We start from the raw sequence: 13,922 nt of genomic DNA on the forward strand, positions 1-13,922 counted from the left end.
ATCGGCAGAGTGTAAATCAAGCGTTATTCCGATTCTACCCGCCCCGCACCAGCCAGACGACACCGACGCCGATGGCGATCGCCACCAGCCCGCCGATCCGCAACGCATTCTCCGGCGTCGACAGCACCTCGCCGGCGAGCTTCCTCGCAAAGCCGGGAAAGCCGCCATAGACCAGGCCCTCTATGACGAGGACCAGGCCTATCGCCGCGAAGAAGTCCTGCACCGGCCGTTACTGGCCGGTGCTTGGTTGTGCCGCCGGCGCGGCGGGTGCCGGCGCTTTCGCCGGGCCATCCTTGCCGTCGGGGTCGCGGAAGTAGCGGAAGAACTCCGAACTTGGCGACAGCACCATCGTCGTCCCGGTATTGTCCAGCGCGGTGCCATAGGCATTCATCGACCGGTAGAAGTCGAAGAAGGCGGGATCGCGCTTGTAGGCGTCGGCGAAGGTGGCGCTTCGCTGGGCTTCGCCCTCACCGCGCAGGATCTCGGACTCCTTCTGCGCCTCGGCGATGATCTCGACGACTTCGCGGTCGGCGCGGGCGCGGATGCGCTGCGCCGCCTCGTTGCCGCGCGCCCTCAGCCTTTCGGCCTCGGCCAGACGTTCGGCCTTCATGCGGTCGAAGGTCTGCTGCGAGACCTCGGCCGTGAGATCGGTGCGGCGGATGCGGACATCCTCGATCTGCAGGCCGAGCGAGGTTGCGTCGGGCCGCAGTTGATCGCGCACTTCGCGCATCATCACCGCGCGCTCCTCGGAGAGCGCGGCCTCGAAGTCGCGCAGACCGTAGACGCGGCGGAGCGCTGCGTCGAGACGGGTCCTGAGCCGCGCCTCGGCCAGTTCGATCTGGCCGGACACCGCGGCGCGGAACACGCGCGGATCCGAGATCCGGTAGGCGATGAAGGCATCGACCTCGTAGAACTTGCCGCCCGAGACCTGGACACGGATGTTGTCGAGGTCGAAGCGCAGCACGCGGTTCTCGATCAGTTGCACCGTATCGGCGTCGAAGAACGAGAAAGGCGCCTTGAAGTAGATGCCGGGCTCGGTCTTGACGTCGACGATCTCGCCGAAGCGCAGCACCAGCGCCTGCTGGCGCGCATTGACCACGAAGACCGACGAATAGATGAGGAACAGGATGACCGCCACGATGACGACGAATACGGGAAGACGGTTACCCATCACTGGCTACCTCCCGTGGTCGCGCCAAGTGCCGCCGGAGCCGGCGGTTTCTGCTGCAATGCCGGCAGCGGCAGATAGGGAACGACCCCTTGCCCGTTGCCCTGCTCGACGATGACCTTGCCGGAGTCCTTCAGAACCTTCTCCATGGTTTCCAGATAAAGCCGCTTGCGCGTCACGTCGGGCGCCTTGGCGTATTCGTCATAGACCGAGATGAAGCGCTGCGCCTCGCCCTCGGCTTCCTGCACGACCCTGTTCTTGTAGGCGGCCGCGTCTTCGCGGACCTGTGCGGCCTCGCCGCGCGCCTGGCCGAGCTTCTGGTTGGAATACTGGTTGGCCTGCTCGACGAACTTGTCCTCGTCCTGCTCGGCGCGCTGCACCTCGTCGAACGCATCGGCCACTTCGCGTGGCGGCGCGGCGTCCTCGATCGAGATCGCGTTGACCTGCAGGCCGGCCTTGTAGCCGTCGAGCGTATTCTGGATGATCTCGCGCACCGAGGCCGCGATGCCCTGGCGGTCGTCGCGGAAAATGTCCTGCGCCGGCCGGCGGCCGACGGCTTCGCGCATGGCGCTCTCGGCGACCTGCCGCAGCATGCCGTCCGGATCGGAGACGTCGAACAGGTAGGCGCGCGGGTCGGAGACCTGGTAGGCCACCGAAAACTGCACATTGACGATGTTCTGGTCGCCCGACAGCATCAGGCCGTTGCCGCTGGTGTTGCCGCCGCCGATGTCGACGAGCTGCTCGGAGATCTTGGCGGTCTCGACGGTCTCGAGCGGCCACCAGTGGAAATGCAGGCCTGGTTGGGAAAGTTCGGCCTTCGGTTTGCCGAAGCGCAGTTCGACCGCGACCTCGTCGGGCTGCACGGTATAGACCGCCTGGAACGCCCACAACACGACCAGCGCCGCCGCGATCAGGCCGAAGACGGCCGGACTGGCGCCACCGCCGCCGGGCAACGCGCGCCTCAGCCGATCCTGGCCGCGGCGGATGATGTCTTCGAGGTCGGGAGGGGACCCCTGCGGGCCGCTCGGTCCCTTTGGTCCCTGCCCCCAGGGTCCCTGATTGTTACCGCCGCCGCCCCATGGGCCGCCGCCTCCGCCACCTTTGTCGTTCCAGGGCATGAATGTCCTTTCGCTTGGAATTCCCTCAAGCGCCGGAGTTACGGCGCAAATCCAGTGTCGTTCTTCTATAGGGACGCCACGGCGCGCTTTCAACGCGATGCGCCGAAGACTTCATCCGTTTTGGGCCGGTAGCGACCCTTTGTCGTCCTTCAATGCCCTTTTTGTCTTCAAACCGTCTCGCGACGACGCTCGTAAACCGTGTAGCGCGTCGCATGGCTGTCCTTTTCGCCTGACGGAATCTCCTGCGAACTGACCACGCGCCATTTATCAGGGTCGATCGGCGGGAAATGCGCATCGCCGTCGACGGCGGCAAGGACATGGGTGACGTGCAGACGATCGGCGAGCGGCAGCGCCTGCGCATAGATCTCGCCGCCGCCGATGACGCAGACCTCGTCGATGCCGCTCATGCAGCGTCCCCGCACCGTTGCCAGCTGGATCGCCGCTTCCAGCGTGTGCGCCACCTCGACGCCCTCGGCGCGCCAGGCCTTGTCGCGGGTGACGACAATGTTCAACCGGCCCGGCAGCGGCCGGCCAATGCCTTCATAGGTCTTGCGGCCCATGATGATGGGCTTGCCCATCGTGTCGGCCTTGAAGCGCTTGAGATCGGTGGAGAGCCGCCACGGCAACCCGCCATCGCGCCCGATCACGCCGTTCTCGGCGATGGCGACATAGATCGCGACATCCATCAGTTGGCATCCCCTGTGTTGCTGTCCGAAGGATTGAGGATCAGGATGTCGATGTCGTGGTCCGGATAAAAGTCGTCCGCCGTCATCTCGAAACGAGTCGGCTCGACCTTCTTGACATTGTCGCCGCAGAACGAGACCAGCGCCTTCGGATTGCCCTTGTCGACGGTCAACTTGAATTTGCCGATGCTGCCCGTCGCCCAGTTGCCGCCGGTGGTCAGGATATAGGCGATGCGGCTTTCGTAGAATTTGGGATATCCGTCCGGATTGTCCGTCGCCGCCTTGCGCACCGCGTTCTCGAAGGTGCCGTCCATGCAATAGCGGGTCTTGTAGGCGGCGTATGAGCCCTGGAACTGGCCGTCATTGAAAAAACTGACCGATGAGGTGCCGCCGACGCTGGGCTTGTAGCGGTGCGAGACGTGAACGTCCTTGTTGGCCGGAAAGGTCGAGCGCCACCAATAGGTCGAGCGCAACTGCCAAAACGGCGCATAAGCCTGTTTCTGGCCGCCACTATCGGCTCCCGGATCCTCGATGATGATGCCGCGGCCGACCCAGTCGTCGGCCACCGCTTGCGGCAGCTTCGCCAACGCCGCCTTGGCCGCGTCGCTGAACGGGTTGAGCGGCACACTCTGCGCCTTGAGGTCGGCGCTGATGTCGATGCCGAGCGCGAACACCTTCTGCTCGAGCTGCGGCTTTGCCGGCGCGCCGTCGATGGTCACCTCGAAACCCAGGAAATTATCGCTTTGGTCTTCAGGGATCGCCAGCATCCCTTCGGGATCGCCCGAAATGTCGGGCATCGGAAAGGCGACGATCGCCTCGACATCCTTGTCGGTGTTGTTGTGGAAGACGTAGTCGACCGTCACTTTTTCAGGCGAGATGAAGAGGTCCTCGCTTTGCATCGCCACGGCATCGCTACGCGACAGGATCAGGCCGCCGGTGCCGAGCTCTGCGATCGAGTCGTTGGCCAGGGCAGGCGCGGCCGAAAGCGCCAACGCCAAAATCAAACCATGTCGCAACATCGGAGCCCCCCTCGGCTGGAATGCCTGGATGACCCTAGCTGTTTCAATGTGGCGTTTCAAAGCCCTTCCACGACAGTCCTCAGGTCTGACACGCACGCGGTCTGGACACGCACGCGGTCTGACACGCACGCGGTCTGGACTAACAGGTTGCGATCGGGCAGGAGTGCGCCGCATGCGCAAGCTTCTCGTCATCGGCATCGGCGCCGGCAACCCCGACCACATGACCGTGCAGGCCATAACAGGCCTAAACAGGGCGGACGTCCTGTTTATTCCGGACAAAGGCGCCAGGAAGAATGACCTTGCCGACCTGCGGCGCGAGATCTGCGACCGCTTCGTCACCAATCCGGCCTCACGCCGCGTCGAGTTCGACGTGCCGGTGCGCGCCGAGCCAACGTCTTCCTATCGCTCGACCGTCGACGATTGGCACGAAGCCATCGCGGCCATCTACGAGGGCCTGATCCGCGACGAGATTACCGGGGATGGCTGCGGCGCTTTCCTGATCTGGGGCGATCCCTCGCTTTACGACAGCGCCCTGCGCATCCTGGAGCGGGTTCGCCTGAGGGGCAATGTCGCCTTCGACCTCGAAGTCATCCCCGGCATAACAGCCATCCAGGCCCTGGCCGCCAGCCACAAGACGGCGCTGAACCGCATCGGCGATTCCGTGCTGGTCACCACCGGCCGCCGCCTGGCCGAGGAAGGCATGCCGGAGAATGCCGGCAGCGCCGTCGTCCTGCTCGACGGCAAATGCGCCTTCACCACGCTTCCCGACCAGGATCTTTTCATCCAATGGGGCGCCTATCTCGGCACGCCGGATGAAATCATCATTTCCGGCCGCCTCGGCGATGTCGGTGAAGAGATCAAAAAGCGCCGCGAGGAAGCCCGCAAGGAGAAGGGCTGGATCATGGATACGTATTTGCTGCGAAAGCAGGAGTAATGGGTAGTGAGTAGTGAGTAGTGAGTAGTGAGTAGTGAGGCCGCCTAATTCCCTACTGACTACTGACTACTGACTACTCCCTACTCCCTACCCTACTCCCTACTCCCTACTCTACCCCGCCTCGATCTCCGCCTGCAGTGCATCCATATGCGTCGCCGCCGCCGCGCTCGCCGCGCGTTCGATGGCGCGAAAACGGCTGACCACGGCCAGGCCGACCGTCGTCAGTTGCGCGCCGCCGCCCTTGCGGCCGCCGGTCTGCGCCGCCACCAGCGGCTTGCCGAACACCCGGTTCATGTCCTCGACCAGGTCCCAGGCGTGCTTATAGGACATCTCCATGCCGCGCGCGGCGGCCGAGATCGAGCCGAAGGTGGCGATGTGCTCCAGGAGCTCGATCTTGCCAGGACCGATCCGTCCGTCCGGATCGAGATTTATCCGCAGGCTCAGCGATGGCATTTATGGTCCTCCACGGTCGCTTCAGTCTCGACGACCGTTATTCCAAAACAATATAGCGCCGGTCGCTGCCCCTGTCAGCCGTCGGCTCCGAGCGGCAAGCCGGCGCCGGTGTTGGCGCGGTCGAAGCTCACGGTCTTGACCACCGCGAAAACCTTGCCGCCGAGCCGCAGCTTCAGCGCCTGCCGCGACTGTTCGGTGATGCGGGCGAGCACGGTTGCGCCATTGCAGTCGATGCCGACCTCGACCGTCGGCCCCTCGCCCGGGCTGATCGCGACAATCGTGCCGGGCAGGATGTTGAGGGCGCTGAGGCCCGTCGGTTTCTCCGTGGCGATCATCACGTCGCGGGCGCGAATGCGGATACGCACGGAAGCCCCGGGCCTCATTTCAAGGCGCGGCACGCGGATCTCGCCGGCGGCCGAGCCGAGCACGGTCATGCCGAAAGCCTCGTCGTGACGCAGCACCTTGGTGTCCAGCACGGCCCCGCCTTCACCGCGCTCCTCGGACGGCAGCAGGTCAAGCCTTTGCATGACAGCCTCGGTCGGACCGCTGGCCGTGACCTTGCCCCGCGCCAGCATCACCACGTCGCTCGCCAGCCGGGCCACCTCGGCAACCGAATGGCTGACATAGACGATCGGGATCTTCGTCTCGTCGCGCAGCCGCTCGATATAGGGCAGGATCTCGGCCTTGCGCGCTTCGTCGAGCGAGGCCAACGGCTCGTCCATGAGCAGCAGCCTTGGGCTCGCAAGCAGCGCCCGGCCGATCGCCACCCGCTGTTTCTCGCCGCCCGAGAGCTTTGCCGGGCGCCTGTTCAGCAACGGCCCGATGCCGAGCAGTTCGACGACAGCGTCCACATCCGCGTAGCGTTCCGCCGCCGGCGTGAACCAGCGGCCGTAGCGCAGATTGCTCATCACGCTCATATGTGGAAACAGGCGTGCGTCCTGGAACACCATGCCGATGCGGCGCTTGTGCCTTGGTACGAAAATGCCGGCACCGGTGTCGACCAGCACGCGGCCATCGACCTCGATGCGGCCCTTGTCGGGCCGGATCAGCCCGGCGATCATATTGATCAGCGTCGTCTTGCCGGAGCCCGAGGGTCCAAACAGCGCCGTCAGCCGCCCGGCGCTCTCGAAACGAGCGTCTATGGCGAAATCGTCAAGCCGGTGGCTGATGTCGACAAGCACGCTCATTCGATGTCCATCCGCCGCCCGACGCGCCGCGCCAGCACTTCCGAGGCGACCAGTGCCGCCATCGAGATGACGATGGAAATCAGCGTCAGCCGCAGCGCCCCGTCATCGCCGCCCGGCACCTGGGTAAAGGTATAGATCGCCGACGGCAGAGTCTGCGTCTCGCCAGGGATGTTGGAGACAAAAGTGATGGTCGCGCCGAACTCGCCCATCGCCTTGGCGAACGACAAGATGGCGCCGGCAATCAGCCCGGGCAGGATCAGCGGCAGCGTGATGGTGCCGAACACCCACAAAGGGTTGGCGCCGAGCGTGCCCGCCGCCGCCTCCATCTTGCGGTCGACCGCCTCGATCGACAGCCGGATCGCCCGCACCATCAGGGGAAAGCCCATGACGCCGCAGGCGAGCGCCGCGCCCGTCCAGCGAAACGAGAAGACGATGCCGAAATGGTCGGCCAGGAAGGCGCCGGCCGGACCGCGTTTACCGAAAGCCAGAAGCAGGAGATAACCGGTCACCACCGGCGGCAGGATCAGAGGCAGGTGCACCAGCCCGTTGAGCAGTGTCTTGCCCCAGAATTTCCCCCGGGCAAGCAGCAGTGCGATCGCTATGCCCGGCGGCAGGCTGGCGAGCATCGCCACCGTCGCCACCTTGATGGACAGCCGGACCGCATTCCATTCGTCGGGAGTGAGGTCCAGCAGCCAGTTCATCGTGCGGTATCAGGGCCTTTCGAACTCAGTTGCTCGGCGTGAGCACGGTAAAACCCTGTTCCTTGAAGAGCGTGCCGGCCTTGGCGGACTGCAGGCATTTCAGGAAGGCCGGCGTTTCCTTGTCCTTCGAATCGGCGGTCTGGGCAACCGGATAGATGATCGGCGGATGTGAATCCTCGGGGAAGGTGCCGACCACCTTGACGCCCTTTTCGGCATGCGCATCGGTGGCATAGACGATGCCGAGGGCGGCCTCGCCCGTCGACACCAGTTTCAGCGCCGCACGCACATTCTCGGCCTGTGCAACCTTGGCCTCCACCGAGGACCAGACGCCGAGCGATTCGAGTGCAGCCTTGCCGTATTTGCCGGCCGGCACCGCCTTGAAGTCGCCCATGGCGAGCTTGCCGTCGCCAACCAGCTTGGCGAGGTCAAAACCCTTCTCGATCTTGGTTTCGACCGTCGAGTCCTTCGGCGCCACCAGCACGATCTCGTTGCCGAGCAGCTTCACTTCGGTGTCGGGCTTGGTCAGCTTCTTGTCGGAGAGATATTTCATCCAGTCGAGATCGGCCGAGATGAAGACGTCGGCCGGTGCGCCGCCCTCGATCTGCTTGGCCAATGCCGAACTCGCGGCATAGGAAACGGTCGCGGCTTCGCCGACATCGGCCTCGCAGGCCTTGTTCACCGCATCGAGCGCATCCTTGAGGCTGGCTGCGGCAAACACTACCACCTTGTCCTCCGCGTGCGCTGCCGGCACCGGGGCCATGAATGTCGCTGCAAAACCGCCAATGGCGATCGCCCTCAACCCGAAACCTATGCGCGTCATCGAAAACTCTCCCTGGGTCCAAAAATCCGATCGGCTCGAAGCCTGTGGACCGATATATCCGCATGGATATAACAAGGGAAGGCCCGCCCCGCCGAAACTCCATCTGGTCTTCTGGGTGGTGCGGCGCGATTGTTCTGATAAGACGACCGCGGAACAGACCGCGAAAGGAACGCCAATGAAGATCAGCGCCCGCAACGTCCTCAAGGGGACGATCACCGAAATCGTCAAGGGAGCCACCACCTCGCATGTCCGGATCGACATCGGTGGCGGCACTGTCGTCACCGCCTCGATCACCAACGAGGCCGTCGCCGATCTCAAGCTCAAAAAGGGCAAGCAGGCCTATGCCGTGGTCAAGGCGTCGGACGTGATGGTTGGCATCGACTGAGAAAGCCGCGGCTCAGACCGCGATGGGCGCCTTGATCGAGGCGTCGGCGACGTAGTTTTCCAGGCGGAAATCCTCGAAGCGGAAAGCGAACAGGTCTTTCACGTCAGGATTGATCCACATCGTCGGCAGCGCCCTCGGCGTGCGCCGCAACTGTTCGCGCGCCTGCTCGAAATGGTTCGAGTAGAGATGGGCGTCGCCGAGCGTGTGGACGAAATCACCCGGCTTCAACCCGGTCACCCGCGCCACCATCAGCGTCAGAAGCGCATAGGACGCGATGTTGAACGGCACGCCGAGGAAGATATCGGCGGAGCGCTGGTAGAGCTGGCAGGAAAGCCGGCCCTCCGAGACGTAGAACTGGAACAGGCAGTGGCAGGGCGGCAGCGCCATGGCTTCCACCTCGGCGGGATTCCAGGCCGAGACGATCAGCCGCCGCGACTGAGGATTGCGGCGTATCTCCTTGAGAAGATTGGCAATCTGATCGATCGATCCGCCGTGACCGTCCGGCCAGGAGCGCCATTGCTTGCCATAGACCGGGCCGAGGTCGCCATTCTCGTCGGCCCATTCGTCCCAGATCGTAACGCCGTTGTCGGTCAGATATTTGATATTGGTGTCGCCGGCCAGGAACCACAGCAGCTCATGGATGATCGACTTCAGATGCAGCTTCTTGGTGGTGGTGACGGGAAAGCCACGCGCCAGGTCGAACCGCATCTGGTAGCCGAACACGGAGCGCGTGCCGGTGCCGGTGCGGTCGCCGCGATCGGCGCCGTTTTCCAACACATGCTGCAAGAGGTCTAGATACTGGCGCATCGGTTCCGGCTCGATTCGAGTATTTGGGCATTATAGCGGCCAGACCGGCGGCCGAACACAGCAAAACGGTACTAAGCGACGCTTGCCCCACCACTCTTTCCAGCGTCGGCGCTGCCCCTCATTGCCCTGCCGGGCATTTCTCCCCGTATAGTGACGGAGAGAAAGAAGCTGGCCGCTACGCTGGCGCCCTTTTTGCAACGTTGGTCATTGGCGAAATCATCGATGACAGATCCCCTCTCCCCGTCATTATACGGGGAATTGAGGAATGGTCCGCGTAGCGGATGAAAAGCCAACTGCTTGGCTTTTCGAATGACGAGTGCCGGCAGCCAGGTGAGGGGCGGTGCAAACCCCCGACAAAGCGAAAATAAAAGCTGGAGCGGCTATTCTGCCGTACCAGCCTTCGCAAACTGATGCGCGAGCGTCACAGGGAAGCGAGCTTGCCCAGATCCTTGGCCACCAGATAGTAGAAGGTCACGCGGCCCTTGCTGTGATCCGCGGCCATCGCCTTGCAGGTCTTCTCGATCGCCGCATCGGCCTTCGCCCCGTCGCTGACGCCGAGCTTCTTGGCCACCCAGCTCTCCTTGACGCGCTCGAGCTCCTTCGGGTCCGTGCAGGACACCAGCGAGGAGTCGCGGTTCCTGAGCGCAATGCCCAGATGCTTGACGATCTTTTCGACCACGTCGGCGCTTGCCGCGCCGTCATACTTCTTCACATCCGCAAGATAGTCGGCCATCAAAAATTCCCCTCGTCGGCGCCACCGATCCGATCGATGAGGGCTGTGGCGCGCTTCGCAATTTGTGCGCTAGGTCGGTAACTCCTCACCGCCGCAAAGCTTCGGTTGAGACCGCGCCCAAGTCAACCCATGCCGTCGCGATTTGACACAGGCACAAAGCCCCATTGCGGTCTTTCATTTCTCGCCGCCACCCCCTATATTCGTTTTGTCGGCTTGACCGACTATGGCGATAAATGGGCGATGAAATAAGCCGTTCGGACCCGGGGGCGGTACCCGGCGCCTCCACCAAAAGCCGCTGTCGAGGACAGAGCGGTTTTTGATGGGGGCGAAATAGGATCGACGAAGGTGTAAAGATCGTACTTTTGCCCGGCATTGTACCACCGTCATCGGGCTAAACTTATAGTTGCCAACGACAACTATGCGGAAGCACGTCTCGCTGCTTAATGCAGTGCGATAGCTTCAAATCAAGCCCTAGGGGTTCGCACTTCTAGGCGGGGTTCGGAGGTACCTGGCAACAGAAACCTCCACTTCTCCCCTCTCGATATCATCACGCAACGGCAGGCTCGCACCGGCCGGCTTCGCATGGCCGTTGGGGCGCGAAACCGTCGCGCATTCTCCCCATGGACAAGAGATGCAAAACGATCTCGATCGATTCTTCGTGCTGACCGGCGGTCCGGGTTCCGGCAAGACCACTTTGATCGAAGCCTTGCGTCGAGCAGGCTTTGCGACATCCGTCGAGGCGGGACGCGGCATCATCCGAGACCAATCCGCCATCGGTGGAACGGCCCTGCCCTGGAGCGATCGCGCATTGTTCGCCGAACTGATGCTGTCTTGGGAGATGCGCTCGTATCGGAATGCGAGCGAACAGGAAGGGCCCGTCTTTTTCGACCGCGGCGTGGCCGACACGCTCGGCTACCTCAGGCTTTGCGGCCTGCCGGTGCCCGATCATGCCGTCAACGCGGCGGAAAAAATCCGCTATGCGCGCCGCGTCTTCATTGCCCCACCCTGGCCGGAAATCTTCGCGCAGGACGAAGAACGCAAGCAAACGCTCGACGAGGCCGAGCGCACCTATCACGCGCTGGTCGGCGTCTACACGGAACTGGGCTATGAACTGGTGACCTTGCCGCTTGCCCCAGTCGAGGAACGTATACGCTTCCTCCTCGACGCTGCTGGATTGCCGCCGACGTCGCGGACATAAAGAGGTCGGAGAAATCCGGCCCTTTCCTGTGCGTTGTTGGGCCAGGCGATGCCTTGTAGACTGAAACGACACCCCTTGGAGATCGGAAATATGGCGCTCAAGCGAATGGACAACGTGGGAATCGTCGTCGAGGACCTCGCGGCGACGATTGATTTCTTTCGCGAACTCGGCCTCGAACTCGAAGGGCGGGCCACGGTCGAAGGAGAATGGGCCGGGCGTGTCACCGGACTGGGCGATCAGCATGTCGAGATCGCCATGATGCGTACGCCGGACGGCCACAGCCGGCTGGAGCTCTCCCGCTTCCTCAGGCCGACCGTCGTCGAGGATCACCGGGATGCCCCGGTCAACGCCTTGGGCTACCTGCGCGTCATGTTCACCGTGGACGACATCGACGCTACGCTTGAAAGGCTCCGCACGCGCGGTGCGCAGCTCGTGGGCGAAGTGGTCGAATACCAGGACGTGTATCGGCTCTGCTATATCCGTGGGCCTGGCGGACTTCTCATCGGCCTCGCTCAGGAACTCGGCTGAGCGCGTCAGCCGGACAGCAGTCTTGTGCCGGATGCCCTGCACAAAAAAGGCCGGGATCGACCCGGCCTTTCCCGCTTCAGTGAGCCGTGCCTATTCCGCCGGCGCTTCGACCGCGTCCCGCGAACGGCCCAGGGTGACCTTCGCCAGTGCGAACGAAATCACCGCGCACAGCGTGATGCCGGCGACCATCGGCAGCGGCGTGCCGTCGAAGAACACGCCGGCAACGCCCATGGCGAGCGCGCCGATGGCAAAATGCAGCGTGCCCATCAGCGCCGACGCCGTGCCGGCGATCTCGCCATGCTCTTCCATCGCCAGCACCGACGTGGTCGGGATGACGAGGCCAAGGAAGCCGTAGCCGACGAACAGCAGCGCCGCCATCACATCGAGTCTGTCGACACCGGAAGCCATGATCGCGAACAGCGCCACCATCGTCGTGGCATAGCCGGTCACCGCCACCCACACCACGCGCTTCAGCCCGAAGCGTTCCGAAAGCAGGCCGGTCAACTGCGACATGCCGATGAAGGCGACCGCGTTGATCGAGAAGAACACGCTGTAGACCGAAGGCGACAGGCCGTAATGGTCGATCAGGATGAAGGACGAACTCGACAGATAGACAAAGAAGCTCGCAATGCCGAAGCCGGCGATCGACACCAGGCCAAGGAAGTTGCGGTCGCCCATCAGGAAGCGGTAGCCGGCAAGCGCGGTGCCGAAGGAGGACCCGACGCGCTCTTCCGCCGGCCGCGTTTCCTTGAGCGAGGTCGCGAGCAGGATGGTGGCAAGCACCGCCGCACCCGTAACCGTCCAGAACACGGCGCGCCAGCCGAAATTCTCGATGATCTGGCTGCCGGTCAGCGGCGCCAGGATGGGCGACACCGAGAACACCAGCATCAAGAGCGACATCAGCCTGGCGGCCTCGTTGCCGGTGTGCAGGTCGCGCACGATGGCACGCGGAATGGCCATGCCGGCACTGGCGCCAAGCCCCTGCAGGAAGCGGAAGGCGATCAGCCACTCGATGGTCGGCGCCATTGCCGAGCCGATGCCGCCGGCCATGAACAGCGCCAGGCCGCCATAGAGCGGCAGCTTGCGGCCGACCATGTCGGAGATCGGCCCGACGACGATCTGGCCGAAACCCATCGACAGGAAGAAGATCAAAAGGCTCATCTGCACGGCGGCGGTGCCGGCATGCAGATCGGTGCCGATCGAGGGCAGCGCGGGCAGATACATGTCGATTGCGAACGGGCCGATGGCGGACAACAGGCCGAGCACGACCGCGATGCGGAGGAATTTGGGACTCATGATATTGGCTTCTTTCGAATCTGGTTGCCGCCGCCAGGCGACGTCTGACCCCAGGACGTTCCATCCCGTGGAGTTCCGACTCCTGGAGCGAATTTATTCGTCCCTTTGGAGTGAAACCCCTTATATCGTGTCCACAAATTTAGACACTCTTGTCCAAATCGTCAATCACCTCTATATAGATTTTCATGAGACCGGGCGTTTCTCCTGACACTTTTCCGCCACGCGGCCACGAGGCCAAGCGCATGTCGATCGTCGACGCCGCCGCCGGCGTGTTCTGCCGCGAGGGTTTCGCCGGCGCCAATATCGACCTGATCGCGGCCGAGGCCGGCGTTTCGCGCCAGACCGTCTATAACCACCATCGCGACAAGGAAAAGCTGTTCATCGCCGTGGTGCGCGACCTGACCGAGCGCTGCAACGCCGGCATTTTCGCCACCATCGCCACCTTTCCCGACCAGCCTGGGGATCTCGAGGCCGACCTGATCGCCTTTGCGGTTCGGCTGAACCAGAACTGCATCTGCAACCGCGACGGAAAATTCCTGCGCAAGCTGATCCAGACCGAGGGTGAGCGCTATCCGGAGCTGTTTGCCGAGTGGCGCGAACAGGGGCCTGGCAGGACATGGCCGGCAATAGCCGCCCGTTTCGCCCGCCTCGCCTATGGCGGCCATCTCACGATCGACGATCCCGACGTGGCGGCGCGCCAGTTCCTCGGCCTCGTCAATGCCGAATTGCAGACCACCTTCATGCTCGGCGGCACGCCGAGCGAGGATGAAGTGGTGCAGTCGGCGACATCAGGCGTGCGCACCTTCCTGCGCGCTTTCGGCAAGCGCCCTTCCCCGACCAGCGTCAAAAGACACACTGCGCTGGCTAACGCATAACATTTGCGGTTGCGGCG

At 63.4% G+C, this 13,922-nt stretch carries 17 protein-coding genes and 1 other RNA gene; 6 read left to right on the forward strand and 12 right to left on the reverse strand.

Annotation, left to right across the window (positions count from 1 at the left end):
• Positions 1-34: 34 nt before the first annotated feature.
• From FJ948_RS03845 to FJ948_RS03865, 5 genes are all read right to left on the reverse strand, one after another.
• Complete coding sequence (locus tag FJ948_RS03845) at positions 35-223, reverse strand: DUF2065 domain-containing protein (protein WP_140701841.1); 189 nt, start codon at positions 221-223, stop codon at positions 35-37.
• 6 nt (positions 224-229) lie between these two features.
• Positions 230-1,171 carry a protease modulator HflC gene (locus tag FJ948_RS03850; protein ID WP_140701842.1) on the reverse strand — a complete coding sequence of 314 codons (942 nt, stop codon included), beginning with the start codon at positions 1,169-1,171 and terminating at the stop codon, positions 230-232.
• The gene (gene hflK, locus FJ948_RS03855; protein WP_140701843.1) at positions 1,171-2,286 is read right to left on the reverse strand and encodes an FtsH protease activity modulator HflK; all 1,116 of its coding nucleotides are present in this window, start codon (positions 2,284-2,286) and stop codon (positions 1,171-1,173) included. Before hflK ends, FJ948_RS03850 begins: the two co-directional genes overlap by 1 nt.
• Positions 2,287-2,453: 167 nt before the next feature.
• On the reverse strand, positions 2,454-2,972 hold the full coding sequence (locus tag FJ948_RS03860; RefSeq protein WP_140701844.1) for a dihydrofolate reductase: 519 nt from the start codon (positions 2,970-2,972) through the stop codon (positions 2,454-2,456).
• Entirely contained in the window at positions 2,972-3,988 is a 1,017-nt protein-coding gene (locus FJ948_RS03865; protein WP_140701845.1) for a DUF4424 domain-containing protein, read from the reverse strand. The genes FJ948_RS03860 and FJ948_RS03865 overlap by 1 nt, the downstream gene beginning before the upstream one ends.
• A gap of 172 nt (positions 3,989-4,160) precedes the next feature.
• Here FJ948_RS03865 and cobF point away from each other — a divergent pair, with 172 nt between their 5' ends.
• Positions 4,161-4,922, forward strand: coding sequence for a precorrin-6A synthase (deacetylating) (gene cobF, locus FJ948_RS03870; RefSeq protein WP_140701846.1), 762 nt, complete (start codon positions 4,161-4,163; stop codon positions 4,920-4,922).
• Between the two features lie 111 nt (positions 4,923-5,033).
• On the opposite strand, the gene FJ948_RS03875 is transcribed toward cobF, so the two are convergent.
• The 4 genes from FJ948_RS03875 to modA all read right to left on the reverse strand — a co-directional run bounded on the left by FJ948_RS03875 (position 5,034) and on the right by modA (position 8,083).
• Positions 5,034-5,375: a winged helix-turn-helix domain-containing protein gene (locus FJ948_RS03875; RefSeq protein ID WP_140701847.1), complete on the reverse strand. Its 342-nt coding sequence runs from the start codon at positions 5,373-5,375 to the stop codon at positions 5,034-5,036.
• Positions 5,376-5,449: 74 nt separating this feature from the next.
• On the reverse strand, positions 5,450-6,562 hold the full coding sequence (modC, locus tag FJ948_RS03880) for a molybdenum ABC transporter ATP-binding protein (protein ID WP_140701848.1): 1,113 nt from the start codon (positions 6,560-6,562) through the stop codon (positions 5,450-5,452).
• The gene (gene modB, locus FJ948_RS03885) at positions 6,559-7,263 is read right to left on the reverse strand and encodes a molybdate ABC transporter permease subunit (RefSeq protein ID WP_140701849.1); all 705 of its coding nucleotides are present in this window, start codon (positions 7,261-7,263) and stop codon (positions 6,559-6,561) included. The genes modC and modB overlap by 4 nt, the downstream gene beginning before the upstream one ends.
• A 25-nt stretch (positions 7,264-7,288) precedes the next feature.
• A complete protein-coding gene (gene modA, locus FJ948_RS03890) occupies positions 7,289-8,083 on the reverse strand; it encodes a molybdate ABC transporter substrate-binding protein (RefSeq protein ID WP_140701850.1) in 795 nt (264 codons plus the stop codon).
• A gap of 175 nt (positions 8,084-8,258) precedes the next feature.
• Between modA and FJ948_RS03895 the strand changes: the two genes are divergently transcribed.
• Positions 8,259-8,468, forward strand: a complete 210-nt coding sequence (locus tag FJ948_RS03895) for a molybdopterin-binding protein (RefSeq protein ID WP_140701851.1) — start codon at positions 8,259-8,261, stop codon at positions 8,466-8,468.
• 12 nt (positions 8,469-8,480) lie between these two features.
• On the opposite strand, the gene FJ948_RS03900 is transcribed toward FJ948_RS03895, so the two are convergent.
• A complete protein-coding gene (locus FJ948_RS03900) occupies positions 8,481-9,275 on the reverse strand; it encodes a thymidylate synthase (protein WP_140701852.1) in 795 nt (264 codons plus the stop codon).
• A 421-nt stretch (positions 9,276-9,696) separates the two neighbouring features.
• Positions 9,697-10,008, reverse strand: coding sequence for a DUF2853 family protein (locus FJ948_RS03910; protein ID WP_140701853.1), 312 nt, complete (start codon positions 10,006-10,008; stop codon positions 9,697-9,699).
• Positions 10,009-10,176: 168 nt separating this feature from the next.
• Here FJ948_RS03910 and ssrA point away from each other — a divergent pair.
• From ssrA to FJ948_RS03925, 3 genes are all read left to right on the forward strand, one after another.
• Positions 10,177-10,537, forward strand: a transfer-messenger RNA (tmRNA) gene (ssrA, locus tag FJ948_RS03915).
• A 102-nt stretch (positions 10,538-10,639) separates the two neighbouring features.
• Positions 10,640-11,206, forward strand: a complete 567-nt coding sequence (locus FJ948_RS03920; protein ID WP_140701854.1) for an AAA family ATPase — start codon at positions 10,640-10,642, stop codon at positions 11,204-11,206.
• Positions 11,207-11,296: 90 nt separating this feature from the next.
• Complete coding sequence (locus FJ948_RS03925; protein ID WP_140701855.1) at positions 11,297-11,734, forward strand: VOC family protein; 438 nt, start codon at positions 11,297-11,299, stop codon at positions 11,732-11,734.
• 90 nt (positions 11,735-11,824) lie between these two features.
• Here FJ948_RS03925 and FJ948_RS03930 read toward each other — a convergent pair whose 3' ends face one another.
• Positions 11,825-13,030: a multidrug effflux MFS transporter gene (locus FJ948_RS03930; protein WP_140701856.1), complete on the reverse strand. Its 1,206-nt coding sequence runs from the start codon at positions 13,028-13,030 to the stop codon at positions 11,825-11,827.
• Between the two features lie 185 nt (positions 13,031-13,215).
• Between FJ948_RS03930 and FJ948_RS03935 the strand changes: the two genes are divergently transcribed.
• Positions 13,216-13,905: a TetR/AcrR family transcriptional regulator gene (locus tag FJ948_RS03935; RefSeq protein ID WP_140701857.1), complete on the forward strand. Its 690-nt coding sequence runs from the start codon at positions 13,216-13,218 to the stop codon at positions 13,903-13,905.
• Positions 13,906-13,922 lie beyond the last annotated feature (17 nt).

This window comes from Mesorhizobium sp. B2-3-12 (genome assembly GCF_006442205.1).
Classification (GTDB): domain Bacteria; phylum Pseudomonadota; class Alphaproteobacteria; order Rhizobiales; family Rhizobiaceae; genus Mesorhizobium.

Excerpts from the sequence above, each read along its gene's own strand:
- FJ948_RS03850 (WP_140701842.1), bottom strand. The coding sequence starts at position 1,171 with ATGGGTAACCGTCTTCCCGTATTCGTCGTCATCGTGGCGGTCATCCTG.
- hflK (WP_140701843.1), bottom strand. The coding sequence starts at position 2,286 with ATGCCCTGGAACGACAAAGGTGGCGGAGGCGGCGGCCCATGGGGCGGC.
- FJ948_RS03860 (WP_140701844.1), bottom strand. The coding sequence starts at position 2,972 with ATGGATGTCGCGATCTATGTCGCCATCGCCGAGAACGGCGTGATCGGG.
- FJ948_RS03865 (WP_140701845.1), bottom strand. The coding sequence starts at position 3,988 with ATGTTGCGACATGGTTTGATTTTGGCGTTGGCGCTTTCGGCCGCGCCT.
- cobF (WP_140701846.1), top strand. The coding sequence starts at position 4,161 with ATGCGCAAGCTTCTCGTCATCGGCATCGGCGCCGGCAACCCCGACCAC.
- FJ948_RS03875 (WP_140701847.1), bottom strand. The coding sequence starts at position 5,375 with ATGCCATCGCTGAGCCTGCGGATAAATCTCGATCCGGACGGACGGATC.
- modC (WP_140701848.1), bottom strand. The coding sequence starts at position 6,562 with ATGAGCGTGCTTGTCGACATCAGCCACCGGCTTGACGATTTCGCCATA.
- modB (WP_140701849.1), bottom strand. The coding sequence starts at position 7,263 with ATGAACTGGCTGCTGGACCTCACTCCCGACGAATGGAATGCGGTCCGG.
- modA (WP_140701850.1), bottom strand. The coding sequence starts at position 8,083 with ATGACGCGCATAGGTTTCGGGTTGAGGGCGATCGCCATTGGCGGTTTT.
- FJ948_RS03895 (WP_140701851.1), top strand. The coding sequence starts at position 8,259 with ATGAAGATCAGCGCCCGCAACGTCCTCAAGGGGACGATCACCGAAATC.
- FJ948_RS03900 (WP_140701852.1), bottom strand. The coding sequence starts at position 9,275 with ATGCGCCAGTATCTAGACCTCTTGCAGCATGTGTTGGAAAACGGCGCC.
- FJ948_RS03910 (WP_140701853.1), bottom strand. The coding sequence starts at position 10,008 with ATGGCCGACTATCTTGCGGATGTGAAGAAGTATGACGGCGCGGCAAGC.
- FJ948_RS03920 (WP_140701854.1), top strand. The coding sequence starts at position 10,640 with ATGCAAAACGATCTCGATCGATTCTTCGTGCTGACCGGCGGTCCGGGT.
- FJ948_RS03925 (WP_140701855.1), top strand. The coding sequence starts at position 11,297 with ATGGCGCTCAAGCGAATGGACAACGTGGGAATCGTCGTCGAGGACCTC.
- FJ948_RS03930 (WP_140701856.1), bottom strand. The coding sequence starts at position 13,030 with ATGAGTCCCAAATTCCTCCGCATCGCGGTCGTGCTCGGCCTGTTGTCC.
- FJ948_RS03935 (WP_140701857.1), top strand. The coding sequence starts at position 13,216 with ATGAGACCGGGCGTTTCTCCTGACACTTTTCCGCCACGCGGCCACGAG.